The sequence below is a fragment of the Algihabitans albus genome, assembly GCF_003572205.1.
GTDB classification, from domain to species: Bacteria; Pseudomonadota; Alphaproteobacteria; order Kiloniellales; family DSM-21159; genus Algihabitans; species Algihabitans albus.
On record NZ_QXNY01000005.1, the window covers coordinates 64,823 to 90,459 of the forward strand.

General features: G+C 64.1%; 28 protein-coding genes. 17 read left to right on the forward strand and 11 right to left on the reverse strand.

Going from position 1 to position 25,637, the window contains the following annotated elements:
- The 3 genes from DBZ32_RS14325 to DBZ32_RS14335 all read right to left on the reverse strand — a co-directional run bounded on the left by DBZ32_RS14325 (position 1) and on the right by DBZ32_RS14335 (position 2,651).
- The gene (locus tag DBZ32_RS14325) at positions 1–765 is read right to left on the reverse strand and encodes a GntR family transcriptional regulator (RefSeq protein ID WP_119167879.1); all 765 of its coding nucleotides are present in this window, start codon (positions 763–765) and stop codon (positions 1–3) included.
- Between the two features lie 147 nt (positions 766–912).
- On the reverse strand, positions 913–1,614 hold the full coding sequence (locus DBZ32_RS14330; protein WP_119167880.1) for an isochorismatase family protein: 702 nt from the start codon (positions 1,612–1,614) through the stop codon (positions 913–915).
- A gap of 203 nt (positions 1,615–1,817) precedes the next feature.
- Complete coding sequence (locus DBZ32_RS14335) at positions 1,818–2,651, reverse strand: IclR family transcriptional regulator (protein ID WP_119167881.1); 834 nt, start codon at positions 2,649–2,651, stop codon at positions 1,818–1,820.
- Between the two features lie 245 nt (positions 2,652–2,896).
- Between DBZ32_RS14335 and DBZ32_RS14340 the strand changes: the two genes are divergently transcribed.
- From DBZ32_RS14340 to DBZ32_RS14355, 4 genes are all read left to right on the forward strand, one after another.
- Positions 2,897–3,760 carry an ABC transporter ATP-binding protein gene (locus tag DBZ32_RS14340; protein WP_235830211.1) on the forward strand — a complete coding sequence of 288 codons (864 nt, stop codon included), beginning with the start codon at positions 2,897–2,899 and terminating at the stop codon, positions 3,758–3,760.
- Position 3,761: 1 nt separating this feature from the next.
- Positions 3,762–4,637, forward strand: a complete 876-nt coding sequence (locus tag DBZ32_RS14345; RefSeq protein ID WP_119167882.1) for an ABC transporter permease — start codon at positions 3,762–3,764, stop codon at positions 4,635–4,637.
- Positions 4,638–4,703: 66 nt separating this feature from the next.
- Complete coding sequence (locus DBZ32_RS14350) at positions 4,704–5,753, forward strand: ABC transporter substrate-binding protein (RefSeq protein ID WP_162906762.1); 1,050 nt, start codon at positions 4,704–4,706, stop codon at positions 5,751–5,753.
- A 105-nt stretch (positions 5,754–5,858) separates the two neighbouring features.
- Positions 5,859–6,779 carry an isocitrate lyase/PEP mutase family protein gene (locus DBZ32_RS14355; RefSeq protein WP_119167884.1) on the forward strand — a complete coding sequence of 307 codons (921 nt, stop codon included), beginning with the start codon at positions 5,859–5,861 and terminating at the stop codon, positions 6,777–6,779.
- Positions 6,780–6,804: 25 nt separating this feature from the next.
- Here the strand turns inward: DBZ32_RS14355 and DBZ32_RS14360 are convergent, their stop codons facing one another.
- On the reverse strand, positions 6,805–7,701 hold the full coding sequence (locus tag DBZ32_RS14360) for an isocitrate lyase/PEP mutase family protein (RefSeq protein ID WP_119167885.1): 897 nt from the start codon (positions 7,699–7,701) through the stop codon (positions 6,805–6,807).
- Between the two features lie 279 nt (positions 7,702–7,980).
- On the opposite strand from DBZ32_RS14360, the gene DBZ32_RS22660 reads away from it, so the two are divergent.
- The 7 genes from DBZ32_RS22660 (at position 7,981) to DBZ32_RS14395 (ending at position 14,508) form a co-directional block, all read left to right on the forward strand.
- On the forward strand, positions 7,981–8,307 hold the full coding sequence (locus DBZ32_RS22660; RefSeq protein WP_162906763.1) for an SH3-like domain-containing protein: 327 nt from the start codon (positions 7,981–7,983) through the stop codon (positions 8,305–8,307).
- Positions 8,304–8,600, forward strand: a complete 297-nt coding sequence (locus DBZ32_RS22665) for an SH3-like domain-containing protein (protein ID WP_119167887.1) — start codon at positions 8,304–8,306, stop codon at positions 8,598–8,600. Before DBZ32_RS22660 ends, DBZ32_RS22665 begins: the two co-directional genes overlap by 4 nt.
- On the forward strand, positions 8,597–9,307 hold the full coding sequence (nthA, locus tag DBZ32_RS14375; RefSeq protein ID WP_235830212.1) for a nitrile hydratase subunit alpha: 711 nt from the start codon (positions 8,597–8,599) through the stop codon (positions 9,305–9,307). The genes DBZ32_RS22665 and nthA overlap by 4 nt, the downstream gene beginning before the upstream one ends.
- A 197-nt stretch (positions 9,308–9,504) precedes the next feature.
- Positions 9,505–10,518 (forward strand): TAXI family TRAP transporter solute-binding subunit, encoded by a 1,014-nt coding sequence (locus DBZ32_RS14380; protein WP_119167888.1) that lies wholly within the window; start codon positions 9,505–9,507, stop codon positions 10,516–10,518.
- A 4-nt stretch (positions 10,519–10,522) separates the two neighbouring features.
- The gene (locus tag DBZ32_RS14385; RefSeq protein ID WP_162906764.1) at positions 10,523–12,523 is read left to right on the forward strand and encodes a TRAP transporter permease; all 2,001 of its coding nucleotides are present in this window, start codon (positions 10,523–10,525) and stop codon (positions 12,521–12,523) included.
- A complete protein-coding gene (locus tag DBZ32_RS14390; RefSeq protein WP_119167890.1) occupies positions 12,520–13,188 on the forward strand; it encodes an isochorismatase family cysteine hydrolase in 669 nt (222 codons plus the stop codon). The genes DBZ32_RS14385 and DBZ32_RS14390 overlap by 4 nt, the downstream gene beginning before the upstream one ends.
- 105 nt (positions 13,189–13,293) lie before the next feature.
- The gene (locus DBZ32_RS14395) at positions 13,294–14,508 is read left to right on the forward strand and encodes a CoA transferase (RefSeq protein WP_119167891.1); all 1,215 of its coding nucleotides are present in this window, start codon (positions 13,294–13,296) and stop codon (positions 14,506–14,508) included.
- Positions 14,509–14,528: 20 nt separating this feature from the next.
- Here DBZ32_RS14395 and DBZ32_RS14400 read toward each other — a convergent pair whose 3' ends face one another.
- Positions 14,529–15,425, reverse strand: a complete 897-nt coding sequence (locus DBZ32_RS14400; RefSeq protein WP_119167892.1) for a LysR substrate-binding domain-containing protein — start codon at positions 15,423–15,425, stop codon at positions 14,529–14,531.
- Positions 15,426–15,537: 112 nt separating this feature from the next.
- On the opposite strand from DBZ32_RS14400, the gene DBZ32_RS14405 reads away from it, so the two are divergent.
- The 6 genes from DBZ32_RS14405 (at position 15,538) to DBZ32_RS14430 (ending at position 21,136) form a co-directional block, all read left to right on the forward strand.
- The gene (locus DBZ32_RS14405) at positions 15,538–16,305 is read left to right on the forward strand and encodes an SDR family NAD(P)-dependent oxidoreductase (RefSeq protein WP_119168370.1); all 768 of its coding nucleotides are present in this window, start codon (positions 15,538–15,540) and stop codon (positions 16,303–16,305) included.
- Positions 16,298–17,161 (forward strand): transketolase, encoded by an 864-nt coding sequence (locus DBZ32_RS14410; protein WP_119167893.1) that lies wholly within the window; start codon positions 16,298–16,300, stop codon positions 17,159–17,161. Before DBZ32_RS14405 ends, DBZ32_RS14410 begins: the two co-directional genes overlap by 8 nt.
- Complete coding sequence (locus DBZ32_RS14415; protein WP_119167894.1) at positions 17,158–18,177, forward strand: transketolase family protein; 1,020 nt, start codon at positions 17,158–17,160, stop codon at positions 18,175–18,177. Before DBZ32_RS14410 ends, DBZ32_RS14415 begins: the two co-directional genes overlap by 4 nt.
- An 86-nt stretch (positions 18,178–18,263) precedes the next feature.
- Complete coding sequence (locus DBZ32_RS14420; protein ID WP_119167895.1) at positions 18,264–19,268, forward strand: TRAP transporter substrate-binding protein; 1,005 nt, start codon at positions 18,264–18,266, stop codon at positions 19,266–19,268.
- A 9-nt stretch (positions 19,269–19,277) separates the two neighbouring features.
- The gene (locus DBZ32_RS14425; protein ID WP_119167896.1) at positions 19,278–19,880 is read left to right on the forward strand and encodes a TRAP transporter small permease; all 603 of its coding nucleotides are present in this window, start codon (positions 19,278–19,280) and stop codon (positions 19,878–19,880) included.
- Positions 19,877–21,136 carry a TRAP transporter large permease gene (locus tag DBZ32_RS14430; RefSeq protein ID WP_119167897.1) on the forward strand — a complete coding sequence of 420 codons (1,260 nt, stop codon included), beginning with the start codon at positions 19,877–19,879 and terminating at the stop codon, positions 21,134–21,136. The genes DBZ32_RS14425 and DBZ32_RS14430 overlap by 4 nt, the downstream gene beginning before the upstream one ends.
- Positions 21,137–21,153: 17 nt before the next feature.
- Here the strand turns inward: DBZ32_RS14430 and DBZ32_RS14435 are convergent, their stop codons facing one another.
- Genes DBZ32_RS14435 through DBZ32_RS14460 form a run of 6 tightly spaced genes read right to left on the reverse strand, consistent with a single transcriptional unit; the run spans position 21,154 to position 25,633 of the window.
- Positions 21,154–21,645, reverse strand: a complete 492-nt coding sequence (locus DBZ32_RS14435; RefSeq protein ID WP_119167898.1) for a 2,4'-dihydroxyacetophenone dioxygenase family protein — start codon at positions 21,643–21,645, stop codon at positions 21,154–21,156.
- Positions 21,646–21,662: 17 nt separating this feature from the next.
- Positions 21,663–22,424: an SDR family NAD(P)-dependent oxidoreductase gene (locus tag DBZ32_RS14440; protein WP_208539238.1), complete on the reverse strand. Its 762-nt coding sequence runs from the start codon at positions 22,422–22,424 to the stop codon at positions 21,663–21,665.
- Positions 22,421–23,347, reverse strand: a complete 927-nt coding sequence (locus DBZ32_RS14445) for a sugar kinase (protein WP_119167899.1) — start codon at positions 23,345–23,347, stop codon at positions 22,421–22,423. Before DBZ32_RS14445 ends, DBZ32_RS14440 begins: the two co-directional genes overlap by 4 nt.
- A gap of 13 nt (positions 23,348–23,360) precedes the next feature.
- Positions 23,361–24,011 (reverse strand): RraA family protein, encoded by a 651-nt coding sequence (locus DBZ32_RS14450; protein ID WP_119167900.1) that lies wholly within the window; start codon positions 24,009–24,011, stop codon positions 23,361–23,363.
- 32 nt (positions 24,012–24,043) lie between these two features.
- Positions 24,044–24,667 carry a bifunctional 4-hydroxy-2-oxoglutarate aldolase/2-dehydro-3-deoxy-phosphogluconate aldolase gene (locus DBZ32_RS14455; protein WP_119167901.1) on the reverse strand — a complete coding sequence of 208 codons (624 nt, stop codon included), beginning with the start codon at positions 24,665–24,667 and terminating at the stop codon, positions 24,044–24,046.
- A gap of 3 nt (positions 24,668–24,670) precedes the next feature.
- Positions 24,671–25,633: a C-terminal binding protein gene (locus DBZ32_RS14460; RefSeq protein ID WP_119168372.1), complete on the reverse strand. Its 963-nt coding sequence runs from the start codon at positions 25,631–25,633 to the stop codon at positions 24,671–24,673.
- Positions 25,634–25,637 lie beyond the last annotated feature (4 nt).

Below are 25,637 nucleotides of genomic sequence, written 5' to 3' on the forward strand. Positions count from 1 at the left end.
TCAATTTCCCTTCAGTGCCGTCGGCTCCCACAGCGCATCCGGGTCGTTCGATTGAATGTGCATGGTCAGTTCGAACGCGTAGCGGTCGGGGCGGTAGAGGGCGCGGAGATGCTCTACAGGCCGACCATGAACGTCGCGCACCGTGCGCTCGATGCCCAACAGCGGGGCGCCGATGCTCAACTCGAGTAGCGGTGCAACCGTGGCGCTTGCGGCACGCGCGAATACCTTTTGATGCGCCTCCGCAGGGGCCGCACCGGCGCGAACGAGCAAGCGCGTCAAGGGCATGGACGACAGCTCCTTGCGCCCGAAGGTGCGTCCGATGGATTCGGGCAGCCAAGTGACGGCGTAGGAGAAGGGTTCGCCCTTGTAGCTCCTGAGACGGACGCTGTGCAGGGCGATCGTGCCGACGGGAATCTCCAGCCGTTCGGCGACGGGTCGAGGTGCGGGTTCATAGGCGAAATGCAGAACCTTGACCTTGGTGCGAAGACCCATGGCCAGAAGATTCTCGACCAGGCCCGTGACCTCGGCCTTTACCGGTTCGGTCGCCCGACCGGCGCGTACGAAGGTACCGCGGCCTTGGCGGCGCTCCACGAGACCGTCGCGTTCGAGTTGGTCCAGAGTTTTACGGATGGTGACACGGGAGACGTCGAACTGCTGCGCCAGCTCCAGTTCTCCGGGCAGAGTCGCACCGGGCGGATACTGGCCCTCCCTGATCTGCTCGATCAGGACAGTATAGATACGATGGTAAAGAGGCAGCCCGGCCATGGGTCCGTCACTCCGATCCGACACCTCCCGAGTGTTCCATCGAGGCCGTCACATCGTGATGTGTCATCGGAACAGGTAGTCTTGATATAACAATACGACAAGACAATCTATCGATGCCTCAGTCACCTGGCTCGCTTGCCTCCGTGTTCATTGGGCGGCGCGGACATCGGCGGCGAAGCGGGTCTCCAGGTCGGCAACGATGTTGTCGAGCGGTTCGACGTCCGCGAACTTCATGTCCATGTCGAAGAGATTCGCCCGGTGCGCCGTCGCGCAGCGGTCGCCGACCGCTTCCTGAGGGATCGTGACACGGAAGTTGTGCGAGAAGGCATCCGTGACGCCGGCACGGACGCAGCCGCTCGTCGAGATGCCGATACAGACCAGGCTGTCGACGCCGTCGTAGCGGAGAAAGGATTCCAGAGGCGTCTCGAAGAAGCAGGACGGCTTGTTCTTATAGACGACGACGTCTTGCTCTCGCGGCGCATAGCCGTCCGGCCATTCGTCGGCTCGCGGGTCCCGGCTGTACTGGAAGTCGTCGGCGGTCCCCAGCTTCAGATTCCAGATGCCGCGGCGGACCGGATGGGTGCGGTCGTCGCGGCGGCTGTAGTAGATCGGCAGTTCCAGGCTTCGGAAAACGTCCGTGATGCGCTGAATCGCGCTTACGAGTTCCGGGTCTTCTCCTCCGCACTGGCTGTATGCCGGATCGACGAACATGTAGGTGGTGTCGATGTTCAGGAGAGCCGGGCGCCTGCCCAGCCCGATCCGATTGCCGAAGCCGCCTTTGACATAGGTCTCCAACTCGCTGTCCGGCACCAGCCCGCGCCACTTCTCGATCTTGTCATTGACGGTCATGCTGTTGGCTCCTCTCGTAATCCAGGGGACCGCCGGCGCGATCCTCTGCGGCAAGATGTTTCCGCCTGGTTTTTGCGGCTCGGGCTAGCGGGCCGGGTGTAGTCGGTCCCGGGCTCGAGTCTTGGGCAGCCGGAAGAGGCAGTTTACTTTATTGGGCGTTCCGGCGGGCGCTCCGGGCGGCAGAACACCCACTTGGGCAGCGTTCAGCGCAGCATCGGCGTCAAGCTGCGACAGAGGTGCGCCAATCTGGGGCCCAACTCACCCTCCAGCTTCTCGCGATCCACCACGAAGGCCGGCGCGCCGCACATCATGCCCATCACCGTCTGCCGACCCATCGACGTCAAGGGCGTACCGACGGCGCGCATTCCATGATGCCACTCGTCCTCCACGTAGCAGAAGCCCCGGTCCTCCACCTGAGCGATGGCTTCCTCAACCCGCTCCTTCAGAACCGCCCACTCAGCCGCGCCCAGCCGCTGTGCGAAGTGTTCGTAGAAGAACTGCCGCTCTTGCTCTTCGATTCCGGCGAGGAAAGCCCGCCCGACGGCCGTATTCGGCAGGGGCACGCGCGAGCCGATCTCCAGGCGCAGGGTCCCGAGCGAGCGACTGTTGCAGACGTCGACGAAGATCATGCTGAGCCGATCCCGGCTGGCCAGGCCGACCGAGACCTTATGCTGCAGAGCCATCTCCTGCATCGGGTCGTGCGCGATCTGGCGCACCAGCATGTTCGACAGTACAGCATAGCCCAGTGCGAGAATCGATTCCGTCGGCTCGTACTTACCTTCGGCCTTCAAGTGACGCAGATAGCCGAGTTCGGACAGGGTGTGGGTCAGCCGCGAGACCGTCGCCTTGGGGATGCCGGTGACTCGCGACAGTTCCTGATTGCCGAGCGCCCCGTTCCCCGGCTTGAACGCGCGCAGGATCTCAAATCCACGTGCCAGCGCCGTAATGAACTTACGGTCGGTACTGGAATCGGGAGAAATCTCGTCGTCCTTCTCGAGGTAAGCCTCTTCGGCGAGAGGGCCGGGACTGGTTTTCATAGCTTTGATTATTCCGCTCAAGGCGATTCGCAGGAACGCCGATTGCGAGCCAGGCCAATTGCCAGCCAGTTCGTGAAAACTTGGGTTGAAACACTCTTACCGTAGTGCCCGTGACATGACAATAGTGGTTTCCTGGGTCCGCATTGCGGAATGAATTGACCGTAGATCGTGTTGTTGGTATCGCTGCGAATGTCCGTGAGTTCTGAAAGTTCGCGAGGCCAAAACAAAGCAGGGGATGGGAGGCGATGGTTCGGAAAGCGGCCACGGCCGAGGCGGCTGCGGACGGTGAGGCAATCGGCATGGCCGGGATAGGTCTCGCGTCTGACACGGCGTCGACTCTGATCTCCTATGAAGGGGTCGGAAAGACCTTCGAAACTCTGCATGGCGATGTCGTCGCCGTGCGCGACATTACCCTGGACGTTCGCGAAGGGGAGTTCGTTACCCTGGTCGGCCCGTCCGGCTGCGGAAAGTCGACCCTGCTGAACATGGCTGCCGGCCTGTTCGAGCCGACCACCGGCACGGTGCGGTATCGCGATGCCGTAGTGGCGCCGTACAACCAACGTGTCGGCTACATGACGCAGAACGATCACCTGCTGCCCTGGCGGGACGTCATGGGCAATGTGATTGTACCGCTTGAGATTCGCGGCATGCGCAAGGGAGAAGCCAGGGACAGGGTCGAGGAGTTGCTGGCCACGGTCGGGCTCAAGGGCTTCGAGAAATCCTATCCGTCACAGCTTTCGGGGGGCATGCGCAAGCGCTGCGCCCTGGCCCGACTGCTCGCCTACGATCCTGAGGCGCTCCTGATGGACGAGCCTTTCGGTGCACTCGACGCCCAGCTTCGTCTGAAGATGCAGATCGAGATTCGTCGTCTTGCCATGTCGCTTGGCAAGACCACGGTTTTTGTGACTCACGACCTCGACGAAGCGGTCAGTATCGCGGATCGCTGCGTGGTCTTCACCCAGCGGCCCGGCACGATCGCCCGCGTGGTCGACGTTCCCTTGCCGCGCGAGCGTGATCTTCTGGGGTTGCGCCACAATAAAACCTACCGGGACCTGACCGCCGAGCTTTGGGATTTGCTGTCTCCCGACCTGGAGGGGATGGAGGACTGACATGGCCGATACGACGCAGCGTCCCTCCACCGCCTTGCCCGCCGACGGATCGGCGGTGGCGGCTCTCAGCAAGGCCGAGCAACGGAAGCAGGCCGATCGCCGGCGCCGCCAGAAGATCTGGCTCGCCCGCGCTCTGCTGCTGGTCGGTATCATCTCCCTATGGCAGTTTGCGGCCGGTCGACTCGTTTCCGATTTCTTCATCGGCAGGCCGACGGAGATCGCGGAAACCCTCTATATCTGGGCGGCCTCGGGTAAGCTGTTTTTTCACGCCGGAATCACCAGTATCGAAGCGCTGCTCGGCTTTCTTCTGGGCAGTGCGATCGGCATGATCTTCGGCGTCGTTCTGGGTCGCGCACAGACGCTTGCGGACGTGCTCGACCCCTTCATCATGATGTTCTACAGCCTGCCCAAGATCGCGCTGGCGCCGATGTTTATCCTCTGGTTCGGCATCGGCATCGATATGAAGATCTACCTGACGGCCACCATCGTGTTCTTCCTGGTGTTCCTCAACACCTACTCCGGAGTTCGCGCGGTCAGCCGCGAGCAGATCGCGATCATGCGGCTGATGGGAGCCAACGAAAGCGACATTCTGCGCAAGGTGGTGATTCCTTCCGCGATCACCTGGGTGTTCAACGGCTTGCGCTTGTCCGTGCCCTACGCGCTGATCGGCGCCATCGTCGGTGAACTGATCGCCTCCAACAAGGGCCTGGGCTACCTGCTGGCCGACGCCTCGGGGCAGTTCGACACCTCGGGAATGTTCGCTGCGCTGATCGCCATCATGATGTTGGCCTTAATCCTGAACTTTGCGGTGAAGTGGTTCGAGAAGAAGGCCATGCCGTGGAAGACCGTGGAAGACAAGCGCGAGATGTCGATCTAGGTCGCGATGCGGCTTGCATGTCTCCAGCGGTATGAGAAATCCAGAATAACAGGGAGTACTGTCACAATGACTATTCGGACTCGGATGGCGGCCGCTGTCGCGGGAGCTGCGCTGTTGTTGGGGGGAGCGGCACTACCGGCTGTCGCGCAGGACAAGCAGGAAATCACCTTTGCGATGCCGAGCGTCGGCATGCTGTATCTGCCGGTCTACGTGGCCGACGTGATGGGCTATTTCGACGAGCGCGGCATCGAGGCCGATCTGCGGGTCTTCAAGGCCGGCGGTGCCGCTGCGATGGCCTCCGTGATCGGCGGCGACACGCACGTCTATCCGGGCACGCCGGCTGCGGCCATGCGTGCGGTTCAGCAGGGGACCGACGTTCGGATCTTCACCGCCCTCATGACTCAGTACGCCTCCAATGTCGTGATTCAGGGCGACATCGCCCGCGAGCTCGGCCTGACCGAGGCCTCGAGTGTCGAAGATCGCCTGAAGGCGTTGAAGGACCTCAACATCGGTGTGACCGGTGCCGGTAGCGGAACGCATCAACTCGCGCTCTATATGCTGGAGCAAGCCGGCTACAATCCCGAGACCGATGCCACAGTGGTCTTCGTCGGCGGAAGCCGCGAGCTGCTGGCCGCGTTCGAGTTGGGCCGCATCGACGGTTTCATCCTCTCCAATCCGACATCCGATACGGCGATCGCTCAGCACGATGCCTTTCTGCTTTTCGATATGTCCGCCGGCCAGATCCCCGATCTAGACGGCTATCTCTACATCACCCTGAACGCGCGGGAGAGTTGGCTGCAGGAGGACCCGGAACGCTCGGCCAATCTCGTCGGGGCGATCTACGATGCCACGCAGGCGATGCACGACCCCGCACGCACCGAAGATGTCCGCGACAAGGTCTATGCCGCTTACTTCGATCAGTTCGACAAGGCCTTGTTCGATCTCGCCTGGACCAGCGTGGTCAAGGCTTACCCGACCTCTCCGGAGGTATCGCGCGAGCAGCTCGTGCGGGTGATCGACTTCTTGAACCAGTTTTCGGACCGGCAGTTCGACGCCCCGCTGGCCGATAGTTCCTTCACCAACGAGTTCGTCGAAAAGGCAGCGGCTGCCAACTGAGCCGGACCTCGGCAAACAGATAGAGGGGCGCGGGAGGCACCTTCCGCGCCCTTCTTTCGTGGCCAGTCGCGGTTTCAGGCGGGCGCCCATCGAAAAGGACCGGTCATGTCAGAGACTTTCAATGCGACCTGCCCACCTGGATTGCGCTTGACGGAGAAGCGCAGTGCCCGCTTGCGTGCGCGTATGGCCGGTCCGGATCTTCTCATCGCACCGGGGTGCTTCGACTGCCTGACGGCGCGTCTGGTCGAAACGGCGGGATTCGAAGCCGCCTATATCACCGGTTCGGGGCTGTCGATGAGCTGCTTGGGGGCACCGGACGTCGGTCTCGCGTCCTTCTCGGAGGTGTTCGATCGGGTCAAGCGGATCTGCGATGTCCTTACGATTCCCGTGATCGCCGACGGCGATACCGGTTTCGGCGGGCCGCTCAACATCCTCCGCACGGTCCGCGAGTTCGAGCGGGCTGGCGTCAGTGCCATTCAGATCGAGGATCAGGAGGCTCCCAAACGCTGCGGTCACGAACTGGGTCGCAAGCTCGTGGCTCCAGAGGAGATGGAGGCGCGAGTCAAGGCGGCCTGCGACGCGCGCCTAGACGATGCCTTCCTGGTCATAGCCCGCACGGATGCGCGCAGCAGCTCGGGCCTTCAGGCGGCGATCAATCGTGCGGGCCGCTATTTGGAGGCCGGTGCCGACGTGCTGTTTGTCGAAAGCCCGGAAAGCGAAGCGGAGATGGAGGCGATCTGCCGCGCCTTTCCCAAGGTGCCGATGCTCGCCAACATGGTGGAGGGGGGCCGTACGCCCTTGCTGCCGGCGTCTCAGCTCGAGAGTCTGGGGTATCGTTTGGCGATTTTCCCAAACTCCTTGACCCGCTTGATCGGGAAGATGGGCCTGGAACTGATGCAGGATCTGAAGTCCAGCGGCACTACCGCCAGCCAAGCCGAACGCATGTTCGATCACCGCGCGCTCTGGTCTCTGTTCGACTACGACGACTGGATCTCGCTGGAGGCGCGTTACGCCACGGACAGATAGGGTGCCGAACGTCCGAACGATCGCGCTACAGGCCGGTTGCGGAAGATTTCTCCGCGCCCGTCGCGTAGCGCTGCTCCATTTCGCGAACCCGGTCCATGCCCATCAGGCTATGCAACTCGTCGAAACCTGCCAGGTCGGCGTCGTAGCTTGCCGGATCGCCGCTCGTCCTGAGCTTTGACAGCGCGCGTTTCATGCCCTCGACCGCTGCCAGGATTGCGGTGAGCGGCAGGCTGACCCGGGCGACGCCCAAGGCTTGCAAGCGTTCGACCGTCAGTCCGCGTGGCGTCTTGCCGCCCTCGACCATGTTCACCGCCAGTGGTCCGCGGATCTCGTCGACCAGTCGGGCGATGGTCTCGGCACTGTCGGCGCCATCGACGAAAACCATCGTCGCTCCGGCCTCCATGTAGGCATTGCCGCGGCGGATCACCTCCGCGATCCCACCGATTGCCAGACTGTCGGTGCGCGCATTGATGACAAAGTCGCGGTCCGAACGGGCCTCCGTGGCGGCACGGATCTTCTGCACCATCTCGGCTGCCGAGATGATCTGCTTACCCGAGAGATGCCCGCAGCGCTTGGGCATCTGCTGATCCTCCAGGTTAATCCCCGCGGCACCGCCGGCTTCGAATTCCTGGACTGCAAGGAAGGTGTTGACGGCATTACCGAAGCCGTTGTCGCCATCGGCCATGACCGGCAAGCCGGTCGCGCGGACGATGTGAGCCGTGCGCGCCGCCATGTCGCTCATGCCGAGAACGCTGAAGTCCGGCAGGCCGAGCGTCGCTGCGGTGATGCCAAGGCCCGTGCACTGAATCGCCTCGAAACCGGCTGCCTCGACCAGGCGGGCGCTGATCGGGTCATAGGCGCCGGGCATCACCAGAATCTCCGGCCGAGCGATCAAAGACTTCAGCAGGGTGGTCTTTCGCATTGCGATTCCTCTCTAGCCTCGGGCGCCGCGCCACGCTGCTTCGCCGCTCGGGCAGCAAGTCCTTCGCGGCACCAGTCAACGTCGGCACGCGTCTTTTCGACTTCTGATTTATAGGAAGATCGTCTGCATACAGCTTTTCGGGTCGTAATGCGATTTTATCGTTCCGCAGAACGGAATAAAAGAATTGAAATAGACCTAAAACTCGGGCACCGTTCGAACAGTTCAATCGGTTGGCAGAACGCTGTCGTGTCAACCGCCATAAACTGGGGGGCAGCGCTTATGCAACGTGCCATGCATGATCTGGGAGGTTTGGAAGCCGGTCCCATCGACCGCAGCGAGCATCAGCCGACCTTGGTCGAACGGCGGATCGACGCCATGATGATGTTGCTTCGCGACCGGCCGCGGTCGCTTTGGAAGACGGACGAAAATCGCCGCACGATCGAGGGCTTGCCGCCCGAACTCTACGATGGCGGCGCCTACTATCAGCGTTGGGTCGAGGCCATGCGCCGGCTGCTCGTCGAGAAAGCCGTGCTGACCGACAGCGAGATCGAGACGAAGCTGGCTGCCGTACGCGCCCGCCACGTAACAGTGGATCCGAAGGCGTGACAGCGCCGCGATTTCGGGTTGGTGCGGCGGTGCGGATCCGTGACGCGGAGGTGCCCGGCCATATCCGCACGCCGTTCTTTCTGCGTGGACGCTACGGCACGGTAACGGCCATCCACGGCGCGTTTCCCAATCCTGAGCGTTTAGCCGTTGGCGAGGATGGTTTGCCCCCGATCCCTCTCTATCAGGTCCGTTTTCCCATGGACGCGCTCTGGCAGGGCTGGGGCGCCTATTCGGCGACCGATACCCTGGCGGCGGACATCTACGAACATTGGCTCGAGGAGAGCGCGACGTGACAGAGACTCCCGACAGCCCGGCTGCTCCGCACGGCCATCAGCACAACCACCAGCATGGGCATCATCACGACCACGACCATGCGAAGACCTTGCAGCCCGACCTGCCCGAGCCCACCGAGGAGTGGGAGTTTCTGGAAATCGCTCTGCGCGAGCTGCTGATCGAGAAAGGCCTGCTGAGCGCCCGCGCTATCCAGGACAAGATCGAAGAGTGGGACCACCGCACACCGCATAATGGCGCCGAGGTGGTGGCCCGCGCCTGGGTGGATCCGGCCTACAAGGATCGACTTCTTTCCGATGGCAACACCGCCGTCGCGGAGCTCGGTTATCCTTTCGAAGGCCTCAAGCTGGTTGTAGCCGAGAATACGCCCGAGCTGCATCATATGGTGGTTTGCACTCTATGTTCCTGTTACCCGCGTCAGCTGCTCGGCATCCCGCCGCTTTGGTACAAATCGCGTGCCTACCGCGCCAGAACGGTAAGGGAGCCGCGCGCCGTCTTAGCCGAGTTCGGCACCCTTCTGCCGGAGGATACGGAGGTTCGCGTCCTCGATAGCACTGCGGACTGCCGTTACCTGGTGGTACCGATGCGCCCGCAGGGGACTGAGGGGATGAGTGAGGCGGAGCTGGCCGGATTGGTGACTCGCGATAGCATGATCGGCACCGCTCAAGCCTTGACCCCCGAAGGCGGCCGAGCCGCCGGAGGAATCTGAGGTTCTACGATGCAGGGGCGCGTCTTCGTTTCCGAACGAGTCTGTCCCAGGAGCGTTTCGCCTGACCTCCCTGAAACGCTCTCTCCCTAACCGGCCGCGGCATTGGTTTGCGATCCGTCGCCGGACTTTCTCGCAAGAACGGAACTAAGCCCATCCACTGCGGACAACACCGAGACCGTAAAGAGTGAGGATCAGGTATGTCACACCGAGTCGTTAAACGTTTTAGAGACATCGCCGCCGTTGCAGCCGTCGCCGCACTGACGGCTATCCTGCCGGTATCGAACGCGACGGCCCAGGACAAGACCTTCCTGACCATCGCTGCGACAGGCCAGTCCTCCTCCCTCTACGCCTACCACGTGGCACAGGCGCAGGTGCTCAACGAGCTTTTCGACGACCTGGAGGTCACGGTCATGGAGACGGGTGGGGGCGTCGACAACCGTAAACGCCTGGCTCGCCAGGAAGCCGACTGGGGCCTCTTCGCCGAACCTGAATTCTTCGAGTATCAAGAGGGCGTGGGACCCTGGGAGGGGCAGGCTCAGCCGGACTTCAGGCTCTTCTGGGTCACCAATCCTCTAGCCTACTACGTCGTCGTAAACGCCGACAGCGACATCCAGACCCTCTCGGATCTTGCGGGCCAGGAGTTCAGCGGCGGTTCGCGCGGCAGTTCGACTGAGCGGGTCAGCAACAATCAGTTCGATCTGATCGGCATCGCTCCCGACTGGTTCACCGGCAGTTACGGCGATGCTCGTGATGCCATGAAGGATCGCCGGATCGTCGGTCTGGTCAAGGCCGGCCTGTTCGACCGCCCGGACGGTCTGATCCTCGATATAGGCACGGCGGTGCCCCTTCGCTTCATCAGTTTCAGCGAAGCGGAGATCGCCAAAGTTCAGGAGACCTTTCCGCACTACCAGTTCGTCAGTCTCACGCCTCCCTTCGAAGGTGCCGAGGAGACGGTGGTGCGCAGCGTCTTCATCGCCCAGGGCACGACGACGCGGATGCCGGAGGAACTCGGATACCGGATCTTCAAGACGATGGTCGAGCACCAGGACAAGATCGCCGAAACCTATCCGGCCATCGCCGCCGTCGACATCGTCGAGAACACGCTGAAGTATGGGACTGCACCGTTGCACATCGGTGTTTACAGGTACCTGACCGAACTGGGCCGCGACGTGCCGGATCATCTGGTCCCGCCGGAAGCTCAGGAGGGCTGAGCCGGTGCCCGCTGCCCGGCCCATCGCTGACGAGAGGCGGGGCGGCGACGGTGCCGGGGACCGGGCGGCGGACGGTGGACCCTCTCCGACCTTCCGCCGACTGCCAGCCTGGCTCCTGCCCACCATACCGGCGGTCGCTCTCGCACTCGCCTGTTTCCACCTTTATACCGGCGCCTTCGGTGCGTTTCCGAACATCCAGCAGCGCGCGCCGCATGTCGGGCTCTGCCTCGTCCTCGCCCTCCTGCTCTTCGCGCCCGCGCGGCGGCTGGACGGCTCCAGGATCGCACTGGCGGTGGACGGACTTCTGATTGCGGCGGTCCTGGTGACCTGCGGCTGGGTCGTGGTCCAGTACGACCGGATCATGTCGATCGGGTTCTTCCCGCTGGCTGCAGACACCTGGCTCGGCGTTGCCTTGACGCTGGTCCTGCTGGAGGTCACCCGCAGGGTGGTTGGCTGGCTGTTCCCGCTACTGGCGGTGGCTTTCGTCGCCTATGCCTACTTCGGACCTCTGTTTCCGGGAGCCTGGGCGCACCGTGGGTTGTCGCTCGAATTGATCAGCGAGGTGCTCTACAGCACCGATCGGGGCATCTGGGGGCTGGTGACCGGGGTCTCGGCGACGGTGATCGCCATGTTCGTGATCTTTGGCGGCATCCTGCTCAAGACGGGCGGCGGTCAGACCTTCATGGATCTGGCGCTTTATCTCAGCGGTCGTTTCACGGGCGGCGGCGCCAAGGTAGCCACGGTCGCCAGCAGTCTGTTCGGGACCGTGTCCGGCTCCGCCGCGGCCAACGTGGCGACGACGGGAACCTTCACCATCGCCATGATGCGCAAGCTCGGTTATCGCCGGTCTTTCGCCGGGGCTGTGGAGGCGGTGGCCTCCTCGGGCGGTCAGATCATGCCGCCGATCATGGGCGCGGGAGCCTTCATTATGGCGGAGCTGCTCGGCGTCTCCTACATGGAGGTGGCACTTGCGGCGGTGATTCCGGCCATTCTCTATTTTACCAGTTGCTTCGCGGCGATCCACTTCGAAGCGCGCCGATGCGGCTACGGGACCGTCGACAGGAAAGACGTTCCCTCTCCACGAACCTTCCTACATTGGCGGCGCAGCCTGCCCGTCTTCGGCCCGCTGGCTCTGCTGATCAGCCTTCTGGTCATGGGGTATACGCCGGCCACCGGCGCCTTCTGGGCCACGACCGCACTGATGGCGGCCTATCTTGCCTTGGGCACGGAGGAGACCTTCGCCGGGCGCCTGCGCATGCTGTTGGACGGCTTGATCCTGGCGGGTCGCGGTCTGGTCGTCGTGGCGATCCTGATCGCCTGTTCGCAGATCATCCTAGCGATGATCGCAGGGACCGGCGTGGGGGTGAAATTCTCAGCCCTGATCATTTCCCTGGCGCAGGATCACCTGTTGCTTTCCTTGGTGCTGGCCATGGGAATCGCGATGGTGCTCGGCATGGGGCTGCCGACCTCCGCGGCTTACATCCTGGCCGCCGCGGTGGTCGCACCGGCGCTGATACGCCTGGACCTCCTGCCGATGCAGGCGCATCTCTTCGTCTTCTACTACGCCATTCTGTCGGGCATCACGCCGCCGCTCTGTGCCACGGTCTTCATCGCGGCGGCGATGGCGGAAGCGAACTGGTTCAAGACAGCGCTGCTCGCGTTACGGCTGGCGCTGGCGGCCTTCATCGTTCCCTTCCTTCTCGTCTATCATCCGGAATTGATCCTGGTCGGCGATCCTCTGGATATCATCATGGCCGCCGTCACCGGGTTTGTGGGCACGGTGGCCTTGGCGGCTTCGACGATTGGCTGGCTCGTTGGACCAGCCGGCTGGTCGCTGCGTCTCGTCTTGGCCGGCGCGGCGATCGCGCTGATCTGGCCCGGCCTGCAGTCCGACGCACTTGGTTTGCTCCTGCTGCTGGGCAGCTTCGGCCAGCAGATGCTTCAGGAACGCCGACGCACGCCGGTCACACCTTCGTCTTCGGCCGGCCTGGAGGAGAAGCGATGAAACGCATCAACGGCGTCGAGGTTTGTGATTGCCTGGAAGAAATGATTGCGCCTGCCCGTACGGCGGTGATCAGCGTCGACCTTCAAAACGATTTTTGTCATCCCGACGGTCATTTCGGACGCCATGGCAAGGATCTGTCGCTGACTCTGGAGCGCCTGCCGACCATGGTTTCCTTTGTGCAAAAGAGCCAGGCCGTCGGGATACCGGTGATCTTCATTCGTCAGGTCACGCTGCCGGGCGGCCACTCTGACAGCCCGGCTTGGCTGCGCTTCAAGACCAGGGACGGCAAGGATCCGAACTACACCCTGCCGGGCACTTTCGGCTGGGACTTCGTCGACGGCTTGGAGCCAAGCGCGAACGATAGCGTCGTCGAAAAGACCCGGCCGGACGCCTTTCTCAACACCCCCTTGGAGCGAGTACTCCGGGGCCGCGGTATCGAGACGCTGGTGATCCTGGGAGTCAACACGGAGGGCTGCGTCGAGTCGACGGTGCGCAGCGCTTCTTACCTGGACTACTACACGGTCGTCGTGGAGGACGCGCTTGGCAGCCCCAATCATGAACGCCACGAAGCGAGCCTCGGATTCTATCGGGCGCGCTATCCGCTCCACAGGGCCGAGGAGATCCTGACCCTCTGGCGATCCCAGGCTCGGTTCGGAGCAGCCTAACCGCTCGCCTCCTCGCGGGGCGTCCGGTGTATGGACCCGATGTATAGACGACGTCATTGGGATTTCAGTGGAGCAACGATAACGAATGATTGGGAGGAAAATGACATGGGAGCGCCTAATCTCGCGGGACTGAAAGTCGTTGAAATCTCAGCCTTCATTGCGGCCCCGCTGGGCGGTATGGCTTTGGGACAACTGGGGGCGGATGTGGTGCGCATCGACCAGACCGGCGGCGGCCTGGACCTGCAGCGTTGGCCGGTGACCGAGAGCGGTGAGAGTCTCTATTGGCAGGGTTTGAACAAGGCCAAGCGCTCGGTGTTTCTCGACCTCCGTACGCTCGAGGGTCAGAGGCTCGCCCAGGATCTGATCGTCGACGCGGGGATCGTACTGACCAACAGGCCAGCTCAAGGTTGGCTGAGTTATCAGGAGCTTCGTCGACGCCGTCCCGATCTCATCATGCTCAGCATCCGCGGTACGCACGATAACCGCACGGCGGTCGACTATACGGTGCAGGCACGCACGGGCCTGCCCTTCATCACCGGTGCAGGCGAGTCCGATGTTCCGGTCAATCATCCTTTACCGCTTTGGGATTCCCTTTGCGGCATGACTGCCGCCTTCGGCCTGTTGGCGGCGGAGCACCGCCGGCGCGAGACCGGTGCCGGACAACTGGTGGAGCTCTCGCTCGAGGACGTTGCCCTGTGGTTGATCGGTAGCTTGGGCTACATCGCGGAGATCGAGGTGTTGGATCGAGAGCGCCGCGCGATTGGAAACGACGTCTACGGCGCTTTCGGCCGGGATTTCGCCACGGCGGATGGTAAACGGGTCATGGTGACCGTGGTCACGGCGCGCCAATGGACGGGTCTTTGTGCGGCGACCGAGCTCGGCGAAGCCTTTAGGCATTTGGAGAAAGCCCTGCGGGGCGACTTCACCACCGATGCGGATCGTTGGCGATGCCGCGGTGCCATTGCCGCCCTGCTGGAGCCGTGGTTCGCCGGCCGAACCCTGGACGAGGTGCGCGAGGTCTTCGATGCCAATCGGGTGTTGTGGGGACCCTACCAGACGCTCCGGGAGTTGGTGGCGAGCGACCCGGCCTGTTCCGAGGCCAATCCGATGTTTGCCCGCGTCCGTCATCCGGGGGTCGGGACTTACTTGACACCGGGATCGCCGCTTCAGTTCGCCGAAGCCGGTCCGACCGCTGTCCGTCCGTCGCCGACGCCGGGGGCCGATACCTGTGCTGTCCTCGCCGAGCGGCTGGGGCTGTCCAGCGATGCCCTGGAGGCGCTGCTTCCGAAGGGGGCTGTGGAACGCAAGGCTTTGGCATGATGGCACAGCGCCAGCCGTGCTCAGCATCGCGCGGGCTCGCCGTAACGCGTCAGGCGGTCGAGCAGCCAGCGACGGAACAGCTGGATCGGCTGCTTTTGCTCGACGATCTGCGGGAACACCAGGTAGTGACCGACATAGCGCAGATTTCGCGCGGTGACGCCGAGTGGACGAACCAGTGCACCGCTGGCCAACTCGCGCTCCGCCAGCAGGGTCGACTCCAATGCGACGCCCAGGCCATCCGCCGCCGCGGCGATGGCCAGGAAGCTGCGGTCGAAGCGTGGGCCTTGCTGCGGCGGCATCGGAAGGTCATTGCGTCGGAACCAGTCGTTCCAGCGCAGCAGCTTGTTGTCGCTCTGGATCAATCTCTGGCGGCTGAGGTCCTCGGCGCGGCGGATCGCCGGTGCCAGCTCCGGCGCGCAGAGCGGAGTCAGAGTTTCCTCGATCAGCGGCACGACGACCGTGCCCTTGGTCTTGGGCGGCCCATAGACGATGTCGGCGTCGAACTCTTCGGACGGAAAGTCCACATAGCTGGTGCTCGAAGCCAGGCGGATATCGAGCCCTTCGTTCTCCCGCAACAATAGTCCAAGCCGGGGCATCAGCCAGGTTGCGGCGAAGGAGGGGGCGCAGTGCAGGCGCAGCAGGCCCGCCTCGCGAGTGGCGACGATCTCGAGCCCCGCGCGAATCTCCTGGTAACCGCGCGCTACCGCCTCGAAGAGAGCGAGTCCTTCCGGACTCAGCCGAACGGCACGCGCGCTGCGCAGGAACAGCTTGGCTCCGAGCTGATCTTCGAGCTTACGGATGGCGTGGCTCACCGCGCTGGGCGTCAGATTCAACTCTGCCGCCGCCGCCCGGAAAGATCCGGTGCGGCCGGCGGCCTCGAACGCCGTCAGAAGCGAAGCAGGGAAAGGCTTGACCATTTGAGAGATGAGCCAGATTCACCGATAGCTGTAAAGTATGCGTTTGTCCTCGGCCGCTATCCGGCTGATCGTCGCCCTTAATACCGAGAAGAACGACAGGGGAGACGGAAGGATGTTGCTCGACGGCCTGACCGCGGTCGTGACCGGGGCCGCCAGCCGGCGTGGCATCGGTCGCGCGACGGCGCGGATGATGGCGCAGCACGGCGCCCGCGTGGCCCTTCTCGACCTCGACGCGGGTCAAGCGCAGGCGGCGGCCCGGGACCTAACCGACCGGGGACTCGGCGATGGCCACATCGGCCTCGCTTGCGACGTTACCGATCGCGACGCCTGTCGGCAGGCCGCGGCGCGCGTGATCGAGAGCTTCGGCAAGGTCGACGTGCTTGCCGCCAACGCCGGCATCTCCCAGCCGATCCGTCTCATGGAGATCACGCCGGAGGACTGGGACCCCATCCTCGATGTCAACCTGCGTGGCGTCCTTTACAGCTGCCAAGCCTTTATCCCGCACTTCCGTGAGCGCAAGGCTGGATCTATCATCTGCATGTCGTCGGTCTCCGCCCAGCGTGGCGGCGGTATCTTCGGTGGCCCGCACTACTCGGCCGCCAAGGCCGGTGTCCTCGGGCTGGCCAAGGCCATGGCCCGTGAACTCGGACCCGACGGTATCCGAGTGAACTGCATCACGCCGGGCCTGATTCAGACCGACATCACCGGCGACCTGCTGACCGACGAGATGCGTGTGGAGATCCGCAAGGGCATTCCGCTCGACCGTCTCGGCGAGGCCGACGACGTAGCCGGCGCCTACGTCTTTCTGGCCTCGCCGCTCTCCGCCTACATCACCGGCGCCGTCATCGACGTCAACGGCGGCATGCTTATTCATGGGTGAGAAGGAACTCGTGCCGGACGCCAGGCCGCGCAGCAACGTGACACTGCCTGAGCGCGCTCGGCGGATCCGGCGCCACGCCCTGCGCATGGGCGAAGTCCAAGGCCAGGGCTACATCGCTCAGGCGCTGGGCATCGCCGACGTGCTGGCGGTCGCCTATTTCCACGCGCTGGTCCATCGCCCCGACGATCCCGAGTGGGAGGGGCGTGATCGCTTCCTGCTGTCGATCGGCCATTACGCGATCGCGCTCTATGCTGCGCTGATCGAGGCCGGTGTGCTGCCGGAGAACGAGATAGAGACCTATGGTGCCGACGACAGCCGTATGCCCATGTCCGGCATGGCCGCCTACACCCCAGGCATGGAGATCACCGGCGGTTCTCTCGGTCACGGCCTTGGCATCGCTGTCGGCATGTGTCTCGGCCTGAAGCGGAAGAAGTCGGAGGCCTTCGTTTACAATCTCCTGTCCGATGGCGAACTGGGCGAAGGTTCGACCTGGGAGGCGGCTATGTCGGCGAGCCACCATCGGCTCGACAACCTGATCGCGGTCATCGACTTCAACAACCAGCAAGCCGACGGCCCTTCCACCCGCATGCTCTGCGCGGAGCCTTTAGAAGCGAAGTGGGCGGGCTTCGGCTGGCATGTCCAGCGGGTCGATGGCAACGACATAGATGCCGTGCGTGCGGCCTTCGACGCGGCACGCGACCATGCTGGACCGCAGCCTCGGGTCGTCATCTGCGATACCCGTATGGCCAAGGGCATACCTTTCCTGGAGGCTCGCGAAAAGAATCACTTCCTGCGCGTCGAGCCTGAGGAGTGGGCGAAAGCCTTGGAAATCCTTGACCGGGGAGAGGCGCAATGAGGCCGTCCAAGTACGAACCGCGTAGTCCGAGGACTGGCGGTACCCGCCTCACCACCTCGGCGATGATTGCCTCCCTGGCCGCCGAGGGTCTGCCGACCAAGTCAGCGCCTTTCGGTCATGCGCTCTGCGAGGCTGCGGAGAACAACCCGCGCATTGTCGGCTTGAGCGCCGACCTTGCGAAATACACCGACCTGAATGTCTTCGCGGAGCGCTACCCGGACCGTTTCTATCAGATGGGTATGGCGGAGCAGGTCATGGTCAGTGCGGCCGCCGGCCTAGCCCGTGAAGGCTTCACGCCCTTCGCCACGACCTATGCGGTCTTCGCCTCGCGGCGCGCCTACGACTTCATTTGTATGGCGATCGCAGAAGAGTCGCTGGACGTAAAGATCGTCTGCGCACTACCTGGCCTGACCACCGGTTACGGACCGAGCCACCAGGCGACCGAAGATTTGGCAATCTTTCGCGGTTTGCCGAACCTGGCCATCTTGGACCCTTGCGACGCGACGGAGATCGCCCAGGCGACCGCCGCGATTGCCGCGCATAAAGGTCCGGTCTACATGCGTTTGCTGCGCGGCAAGGTCCCGGATGTTCTGGGCGAATATGGCTATCGCTTCGAACTCGGCAAGGCCAAGACCCTGCGCGGCGGTCGCGATGTGCTTTTCGTCTCAACCGGCTTCATGACCATGCGGGTGCTGGAGGCGGCCAAGCAGTTGGGGGCCGAAGGTGTGGACTGCGCGGTGCTGCATGTACCCACGATCAAGCCGCTCGACAGGGAGACGGTTCTGGCCGAGTGCGGCCGGTCGGGACGGCTGGTGGTCACCGCTGAGAACCATACCATCGTCGGCGGACTCGGCGAGGCGGTCGCGGGCACTCTGCTGCGTGCCGGCGTGACGCCCGCTTTTCGGCAGATCGCGCTTCCCGACGAGTTTCTGGATGCCGGCGCTCTGCCGACGCTGCACGAGCGCTACGGGTTGTCGGTCGACCGCGTCGTCCAGTCGGTCAAGGAATGGCTCTGAGCAGAGACGCGCAGCAAGGACGGAGACCAAGAGAGAAAACGAACAACGAAGAAAATCAAACGACTAAATAGAAGGAGGACACGCAAATGACCCTACAACTCAAGAAACCTGGGAGACTCCTGGCGGCGGCGACGTTGCTGGCCTGGGGCGCCGCTGTGGCGGCACAGGCCGAGGAGATTACCTTCGCCCACGGCGCCCAGCCCGGTAATCCGCGCTATGACGCAGCTAGCCTCTTCGCAGATCTGGTTGAGGCTCGCTCTGGCGGTGAACTGACACTCAACGTCGCGGGTAGCGCCTCGCTGGGCGACGATGCGGAGATGCTGAAGTCGGTCAAGCTGGGCGCGATCCAGATCACCGCCAACTCTCAGGGTGCCTACAGTCAAGTCGTGCCCGAGGTCGGGGCGTTGGGGCTTCCATTCCTCTTCGCCGAATTGCCGCAGGCTTGGCAGGTGCTCGACGGCCCTCTCGGCGATGAACTCGCAGAGCTATCGCGCGCGCAAGGTTACGTGGTGCTGGCTTGGTGGGACAACGGCATCCGCAATATCACCCACATCTCCAAAGCGATCGAGAGCCCCGAAGACTTGGCGGGCATGAAGATTCGCACCCCACCGGACCGGGCCACTCTCGACGCCTTCGAGGCTCTCGGCGCCAATCCGGCACCGCTGGCCTGGAGCGAATTGCCCTCGGCCCTCCGTTCGGGCGTTTTCGAAGGGCAAGAGAACCCGCTAACCAACATCTACTCGGCCAAGCTGCACGAGATCACGCCCTACATCGCGCTCTCTCGCCATAAGTACGAGAGCACGCCGGTACTCGCCAACGCTGCCTGGTTCGACGGGCTGACGTCGGCGGAGCAGGACATCGTCCGCACTTCCGCAGTGGATGCCGGTTGGTATCAACGCGGCCGGAGCCTGACCGATGCCGAAAACCTGGTCGAGATGCTGAAGGCCGAAGGCGCCGAGTTCACCGAGGTCGATACGACCGCCTTCCAGCAAGCGACGGCGGGCGTCTACGATCAGTGGCAGAGCGAACTGGGCGATTTTGTCTCGCGGCTCCAGACTGCCGCCGAAGCCGCAGCGCAGGAAAGGGACTGATCGCCGACCATGACTAACGAGGCCGAGGGCCTCGACGAGACCACGTCGCGAGTTGCGGCGATCAGGAAGGGAGAGGGGCCCGGCGGCCCCTTTCCCGCGCTCGTCGAGTGGCTCGACCGAGGCATCGTCTGGACTGCCTGCGCGGTGAGCATCGCCGTGCTGACCAGTCTGTTCCTGGCGCTCTTCGTCAACGTCGTGCTGCGCTATCTGCTCGGCGAGGGCATCACCTGGGCCTATGAACTGCCTCAGTTGCTGTTTCCGTGGCTGGCCGTCGCCGGCGCCGTGCTGGCCGCTCAAAAGGGTGCGCACATCGCGGTTCAGGTCATGGTCGATCTGTTCCCACTGCGCGGCCAGCGTATTGTCTTGGTCGCCGTCGAGCTGCTGGTTCTGCTGCTCTTCGCCGGCATCGCGCGCTACGCCGTGACAATGGCCGAGGCGGCAGCCTCCAGCTACCTGGCGGTCACCGGCTTGTCCGAAGCCTGGGGTTTCAGCAGCATCGTCGCTGGTGGCGTCGCACTAGCCTTGACCGCGGCTACCTCGATCTATCGCCTGCTCTTCCTGGAGTTGCCGCGGGCGCGCGCGCCCTCCGGGCAGGATGGTCGCGCGCCATGACCACGGTTTTGCTGATCGTTTTTCCGGTTCTGCTGCTCCTTGCCGTTCCGGTGGCTCACGCCCTTCTGCTCGCCGGCGCTTCGGCGATCGTCTGGTCGGGCCGTCTGCCGCTTGAGATCGTGATCGAGCGCATCTACGCGCCGACGCAGAGCTTTCCGATGTTGGCAATTCCCTTTTTCATTCTGGCAGGCAACCTGATGATGGCCGGCCGCTTCGGGCAGCATTTGGTCGACTTCGCGAAGCTGCTGGTTGGCAGACTGCAGGGCGGTCTCGCTCAGGTGTCGGTGGTTGGCTCCGTTGTCTTTGGCGGTGTGTCCGGCTCGGCGGTCGCCGACGCGACGGCACTCGGCAATGCGCTGATCCCGGTGCAGAAACGGGCGGGGTACCCGGCCGCTTTCTGTGCTGCCGTCAATGCCTCCTCCTCGACCATCTCGGTCCTGATTCCACCCTCCATCCCGCTGATCCTGTTCGGTCTGGTCTCGAGCACCTCGATCATCGATCTCTTCATCGCAGGTATTCTGCCCGCGCTGATCCTGGCCAGTGGTCTGGCCTCGATCTGCGTCCTGTCCGGCTGGCTACGGAGGTTGCCGCGCGCCCCCTTTGACGGCGGCTTCCGGGCCTTCCGCAGGCAGGCAGTCTATGCACTTCCAGCAATCCTCATGCCGGTTTTCGTCGTGGTCACCTTGCGCTTCGGGATTGCCACACCGACGGAAGTCAGCGTCATGGCCTGTACCTATGCCTTGATCGTCGGCCGCTTCCTCTACCGGGACCTGACCCTGCAGGGCATCGCTCGGGCGATGATCCATACCAGCATCGTAACCGGTGCGGTCATGCTGGTGATCATGGCGTCCAGCCTGATCCAGTGGCAGCTGACTCTTGAACAGATCCCTCGGCTACTTGCCCAGGGTATGGTCGAGGGCCTGGAGGCCGACTGGCTGATCGTGCTGTCGATGATCGCCGTCATGCTGGTGGTCGGCACTTTCCTGGATCTGCCGGCGGCGATCCTGCTCCTGGCACCGATCTTCATGAGTATTGCCGCGGCGATCGGTTTCGATCCCGTGCAACTCGGCATCGTCATGGTACTGGCGCTGTCGATCGGTCTCTACACGCCGCCCGTCGGGACGACGCTCTTTATCTCGGCGACCATTGCCGGGACCTCGATTGGTAGAACCGTGCTCGAGTTGGTGCCTTTCTACCTGATCGCCTTGGGCGTTCTCTTGCTGGTCGCCTACCTGCCCAGCCTCATCGTGTTCTAAGGTTCCGGAGAGAACGCTCAGCGCACGAACTGCATGACGTAGTCGGCGCCCAGGCCGCAGTCGGCATAGTGGGCGCGACACATGTCGATCTTGGTGAAGACGTCGTCACGGCCAATAACCTTGTCGTCTTGATCCAAGTAGATCATCGCGCCGGAGATATTGAAGAAGGTCACCATTTCCTCGGCATCTGCGTCGACCACGAGCGTGTGAGTCTCACCTGGCGGTTCGAAGACGAAATCGCCGGCGCGCGCGACCCAGTCGTGCTCCAGATAGCGCCAGCTGCCGCGCAGCACATAGCCGTGGACCGGCGCCGGATGACTGTGGCGGCTCAGGACTCCGGACTTGCGAACCCGCAGCAGGTTGCACCATTGGCCCTGTACCCGGTTGAGCAGCAGCGGTCGGAACCAGACGTTGGGCGCCTGCGGCACCCAGACCCGCTCGTCTTCCGGTTCGCCGGCAATCACCAGCTCCGGAGGCGACAGGGGGTGAACGCTCGATGCGTCGGGCATGATGACTCTCCTCGCGGTCAGATAGCTGAATAGCCGCCGTCGGCGGCAATCACGGTGCCGGTAACGAAGCGCGCCTGCTCGGAGCAGAGGAACGTTACGGCGCCGGTGACGTCCTCCGGTCGTCCCCAGCGGCGCATCGGCGTGCGTTGCTCGATCCGGGTACGATGGTCGGGTGTGTCGTGAAGCGGCCGGGTCAGCTCTGTTTCGATGTAGCCGGGCGCGACGGCGTTCACGCGAATGCCGTCCTCCGCCCAGGCGCCGGCCAGCGACTTTGTGAGCAGAAGCAGCCCGCCCTTGCTCGCGGCATAGGCCGGCACCGTCGGACTTCCGAAGAAGCTGAGCATGGAGCAGACGTTGACCACGGCGGCTTCCCGTCCTGCTTCGGCGGCAGCGCGCAAACGCGGTCGTGCCGCCATCGTCAGGCGCATCGCACCCGTCAGGTTGACCTCTACGACCCGCGCGAAGACCTCGGGGTCGAACTCCCGCCCCTCCCGCGCGGTGATCCCGGCACAGTTGATCAGCACCGACAGGCTATCCAGGCCTTCGAGCGCGGCTTCGACGCTGTCCGGGTCCGTCACGTCGAGCGGCCGACCTTCAACCACCTCCGGCAGCGCCGTTTCCGCAACATCGATCGCGCCGACGATGGTGCGATAACCCGCTTGCGCAAAGGCGAGCGAGATTGCGCGGCCGATCGCTCCGGTTCCACCGCTGACGAAAGCGATCTTCGGGCTCTGGTCTTCCGTCGCCGCCAGTCCTTCGGTTGGCCGCTCTGTTGTCACGGAGCCGTCCCGGCCAGGGCCTGCTGCACCGCCTCGCTGGTCGGCATCGGTGCGACCGCGCCATAGCCTTGAGTCGAAAGCGCGGCGGCCGTGTTGGCGTAGCGTGCCGCGCCGACAACGCTGTCTCCAGCCAGCAGCCGTGCCAGGAAGGCACCGTCGAAAGTGTCGCCCGCAGCGGTGGCATCGACCTGCTCGACCTTTTGAACGGGGACGGTCTCTCGCAGCTCGGTGGTTGCCACCAGGGTGCCGGCCGCGCCCATGGTAAGCGCCACCACCTTGGGCCCCAGTTTCAGATAGAAGTCGACGATCGCATCGGGTGCATCCAGGCCGGTCAGCTGACGCGCGTCCTCCAGGCCGGGGAGCGCGATGTCGGCCTCCGCCATGGCGGCGTGGATCACCGCTCGGGCGCGCGCCAAAGGCCAGAGCTTGAGGCGCAGGTTGGTATCGTAGCTGACCTGAGTGCCCGCCTCCCGCGCGGTGGCGATGGCGGTAAAGACGGCGTCGCAGGCGCTATCGCTGATCGCCTGGCTGATGCCGGAGACATGCAGAATGCGCGCCTCTCGAATCACTTCCAGCGATAGAGTGTCCGGCCGCATCCGGCTGGCGGCCGAGCCGGCACGCCGGTAGCTGAATTCGTGCTGGCCGTCCTGGTAGGTTATGAAATAAAGCCCCGTAGGGGCGTGCGGATCGACGGTGACGGCGCCGACGGCAATCCCCTCCCGCCGCCACAGATCGAGAAATTCACGGCCGAAGGCATCGTCCCCCACGGCCGTGACGTAGCCGACGCTGGCGCCCTGCCGGGCGGCGGCGATGGCACAGTTGGACGTGTCCCCGCCGTAGCCTTGCAGGTAGACGGTCTCTCCGTCCCGCGCCACCGCGCTGAACTCCAGCAGCGGCTCACCGAGGCAAACCAGATCCGGCATGGAGCGGTCTCCCTCAGATGCGGCCATACTTCGCCAGACCTTTGCGCAGCGATGTCTCTTGGGCGATCAGCTTCGCCTGTTCGGCTTCGCGCTGGTCGATCTCGCGAGCCTGCTCCAGCACGGTCGCGGCATGCTCGCGCGGCACCACCACGACGCCGTCGATGTCGCCGACGATGATATCGCCCGGATGCACCAGGATGCCGCCGATCTCGACCGGCAATTGGGAGGCGATGGTCTTGGCCCGGCCAAGCGTCGTACCGGGGCAGGCCGAGCGGGCATAGACCGGAAAGCCGAAGTCGCGGCGGATCTCGACGATGTCGCGCACCGCACCGTCCAGGACCGCGGCGACATGGCCATTGGCGACGGCACCCGCAGTCATCAGGCCGCCCCAGACGGCGACGTCCGCGTCGGCCCCGATCGAGATGCAGATGACGCTGCCGGCCTCGGCCTCATCGATCAGGTCGAGAGCATGCTGCGGCGGCAGCACCTCGTCGGTCGGCACCTCAAGCACCGTGGCCGCAGGCCCGACGATCCTGTCCTCGTTGATCCGCGGCGCGATCGCATGGTCCATGTAGCAACGCCGGCCCACGACTTTGTCGCAGGCATCGGCACAGGACGCGATCGCGGTGTCCTGGAAACCGGCAATCAGGTCTTGCGTATTCATCGGGTGTCTCTCCTCTCATGGGATCGGGGGATTCAGGGTGTGTCGCCTTCGGCCAGCCGGACGGCACGGGCGAGGATCTGGTCTCGCGCATCCGCGGCGATCTCGCGCGCGTCGGCCAATTGGCTGCCGAGGCCGACGGCAAAGGCGCCGGCCGCGAAGTAGTCGGAGACCCGCTCCAGCGCGATGCCGCCGGTCGGTATCAGCAGCACCTCCGGCAGCACGCTGCGCACGGCCTTCAGGAAGCTGGGACCGCCCAACTGCTCGGCCGGGAACAGCTTGACCGCCGCGGCGCCGGCGCGGTGCGCAGTCAGAACCTCCGTGGGAGTCGCCGCACCCGGAACGACGGGCACGCCCGCCGCCTGTCCGACGGCGATCACCTCCGGCACCAGACAGGGCGACACCAGGAAGCGGCACCCGGCCTCAACCGCGGTCTGTGCCGTGGCCGCGTCCAACACGGTGCCGGTACCGACCAGCAGACGGGAGTCCGCCGCCAGCTCGGCGACCAGGTCGGCATGGCCGGGCACGGTGGTGGTGATCTCCAGAATCGTCAGGCCGCCCTGGATCAGCCAACCGCTCAGTTTACGCGCCTGCTCGGTGCTTTCGCTGCGGACGACGGGGATCGCCTTGCCCCTGAGTCTTTCAAGTCCGGCGTCCATGGCTCAGGCAGCCGGTAGGACGGGGTTGACGAGCGGTTCGCCCAGCAGAGCGCGGCGCACCTCCTCGGCCGCCTTGCGCTGCAGGTCTTGCAGCGCCTCCTCGGAGTACCAGGCGACATGATCGGAAAGAATACAGTTGGGGGCGGAACGGAGCGGGCTGCCGCTCGGCAGGGGTTCTTCGCCGAAAACGTCGAGTCCTGCTCCCAAAAGGCGGCCCTCTTCGAGCGCCGCGGCAAGTGCCGCCTCGTCGATCAGGCCACCGCGTGCCGTATTGATCAGGATTGCGGTCGGCTTCATCGCCGCCAGTCTTCTGGTGTCGATCAGATGCCGCGTCTGCGGCGTCAGCGGCAGATGCAGGGAGATCACGTCGGCCTGCCGGCAGATCCCATCGGGATCGGCCGCTTCTGTACCGTCCGGCAAGGGATCGCGGCTGTGGACCAGGATCTTGGCGAACCCGAGCGGTCGCGCCTTTTCAAGAAAAGCTCCTCCGATCCGCCCCGCGCCGATCAGCCCGAGGGTACCTCCGCGGGTGCGGTGGATCGGTGTGCTGCGGACCTGGCCCCAGCGGTCGCCGCGCACCGCGGCGTCTCGCTGAAACAGCCGGCGCTTGACGGCCAGCAACAGCCCGAGCGCGTGCTCGGACACCTCCTCGATGCCGTAGTCGGGAACGTTGGCGACCGCAATGCCGCGGCTGGCGGCATAGGCAACGTCGATATGATCGGTGCCGACCCCGTAGCGCACGATAGCCCGCAAGCGCTCCAGATGCTGAAGCGTTTCCGTCGGCAGCGGCGTTTCGCGCACCAACACGGCGTCGGCATCGTTGGCCACCTCGATCACCCGTCGGGGATCGCCCTCGCAAGGTGCCAAGACGATCTCCGCGCCGAGCGGCGCGAGCACCGCCCGCTCCGTGTCGTAGCTATCGTAACCGCCGTCGACGACGACGACCTTGGCTGCCTGCGAGGGCATCGGC

What these genes read in the sequence shown, in the direction of transcription:
- DBZ32_RS14455 (WP_119167901.1), bottom strand. Translation starts at nt 24,667, where the DNA reads ATGGACGCCGGACTTGAAAGACTCAGGGGCAAGGCGATCCCCGTCGTC.
- DBZ32_RS14355 (WP_119167884.1), top strand. Translation starts at nt 5,859, where the DNA reads ATGTCAGAGACTTTCAATGCGACCTGCCCACCTGGATTGCGCTTGACG.
- DBZ32_RS14350 (WP_162906762.1), top strand. Translation starts at nt 4,704, where the DNA reads ATGACTATTCGGACTCGGATGGCGGCCGCTGTCGCGGGAGCTGCGCTG.
- DBZ32_RS14330 (WP_119167880.1), bottom strand. Translation starts at nt 1,614, where the DNA reads ATGACCGTCAATGACAAGATCGAGAAGTGGCGCGGGCTGGTGCCGGAC.
- DBZ32_RS14430 (WP_119167897.1), top strand. Translation starts at nt 19,877, where the DNA reads ATGACCACGGTTTTGCTGATCGTTTTTCCGGTTCTGCTGCTCCTTGCC.
- DBZ32_RS14340 (WP_235830211.1), top strand. Translation starts at nt 2,897, where the DNA reads ATGGTTCGGAAAGCGGCCACGGCCGAGGCGGCTGCGGACGGTGAGGCA.
- DBZ32_RS14435 (WP_119167898.1), bottom strand. Translation starts at nt 21,645, where the DNA reads ATGCCCGACGCATCGAGCGTTCACCCCCTGTCGCCTCCGGAGCTGGTG.
- DBZ32_RS14345 (WP_119167882.1), top strand. Translation starts at nt 3,762, where the DNA reads ATGGCCGATACGACGCAGCGTCCCTCCACCGCCTTGCCCGCCGACGGA.
- DBZ32_RS14360 (WP_119167885.1), bottom strand. Translation starts at nt 7,701, where the DNA reads ATGCGAAAGACCACCCTGCTGAAGTCTTTGATCGCTCGGCCGGAGATT.
- DBZ32_RS14420 (WP_119167895.1), top strand. Translation starts at nt 18,264, where the DNA reads ATGACCCTACAACTCAAGAAACCTGGGAGACTCCTGGCGGCGGCGACG.
- DBZ32_RS14425 (WP_119167896.1), top strand. Translation starts at nt 19,278, where the DNA reads ATGACTAACGAGGCCGAGGGCCTCGACGAGACCACGTCGCGAGTTGCG.
- DBZ32_RS14405 (WP_119168370.1), top strand. Translation starts at nt 15,538, where the DNA reads ATGTTGCTCGACGGCCTGACCGCGGTCGTGACCGGGGCCGCCAGCCGG.
- DBZ32_RS14460 (WP_119168372.1), bottom strand. Translation starts at nt 25,633, where the DNA reads ATGCCCTCGCAGGCAGCCAAGGTCGTCGTCGTCGACGGCGGTTACGAT.
- DBZ32_RS14325 (WP_119167879.1), bottom strand. Translation starts at nt 765, where the DNA reads ATGGCCGGGCTGCCTCTTTACCATCGTATCTATACTGTCCTGATCGAG.
- DBZ32_RS14390 (WP_119167890.1), top strand. Translation starts at nt 12,520, where the DNA reads ATGAAACGCATCAACGGCGTCGAGGTTTGTGATTGCCTGGAAGAAATG.
- DBZ32_RS14450 (WP_119167900.1), bottom strand. Translation starts at nt 24,011, where the DNA reads ATGAATACGCAAGACCTGATTGCCGGTTTCCAGGACACCGCGATCGCG.
- DBZ32_RS14415 (WP_119167894.1), top strand. Translation starts at nt 17,158, where the DNA reads ATGAGGCCGTCCAAGTACGAACCGCGTAGTCCGAGGACTGGCGGTACC.
- DBZ32_RS14335 (WP_119167881.1), bottom strand. Translation starts at nt 2,651, where the DNA reads ATGAAAACCAGTCCCGGCCCTCTCGCCGAAGAGGCTTACCTCGAGAAG.
- DBZ32_RS14380 (WP_119167888.1), top strand. Translation starts at nt 9,505, where the DNA reads ATGTCACACCGAGTCGTTAAACGTTTTAGAGACATCGCCGCCGTTGCA.
- DBZ32_RS14395 (WP_119167891.1), top strand. Translation starts at nt 13,294, where the DNA reads ATGGGAGCGCCTAATCTCGCGGGACTGAAAGTCGTTGAAATCTCAGCC.
- DBZ32_RS14410 (WP_119167893.1), top strand. Translation starts at nt 16,298, where the DNA reads ATGGGTGAGAAGGAACTCGTGCCGGACGCCAGGCCGCGCAGCAACGTG.
- DBZ32_RS22660 (WP_162906763.1), top strand. Translation starts at nt 7,981, where the DNA reads ATGCAACGTGCCATGCATGATCTGGGAGGTTTGGAAGCCGGTCCCATC.
- DBZ32_RS14445 (WP_119167899.1), bottom strand. Translation starts at nt 23,347, where the DNA reads ATGCCGGATCTGGTTTGCCTCGGTGAGCCGCTGCTGGAGTTCAGCGCG.
- DBZ32_RS14400 (WP_119167892.1), bottom strand. Translation starts at nt 15,425, where the DNA reads ATGGTCAAGCCTTTCCCTGCTTCGCTTCTGACGGCGTTCGAGGCCGCC.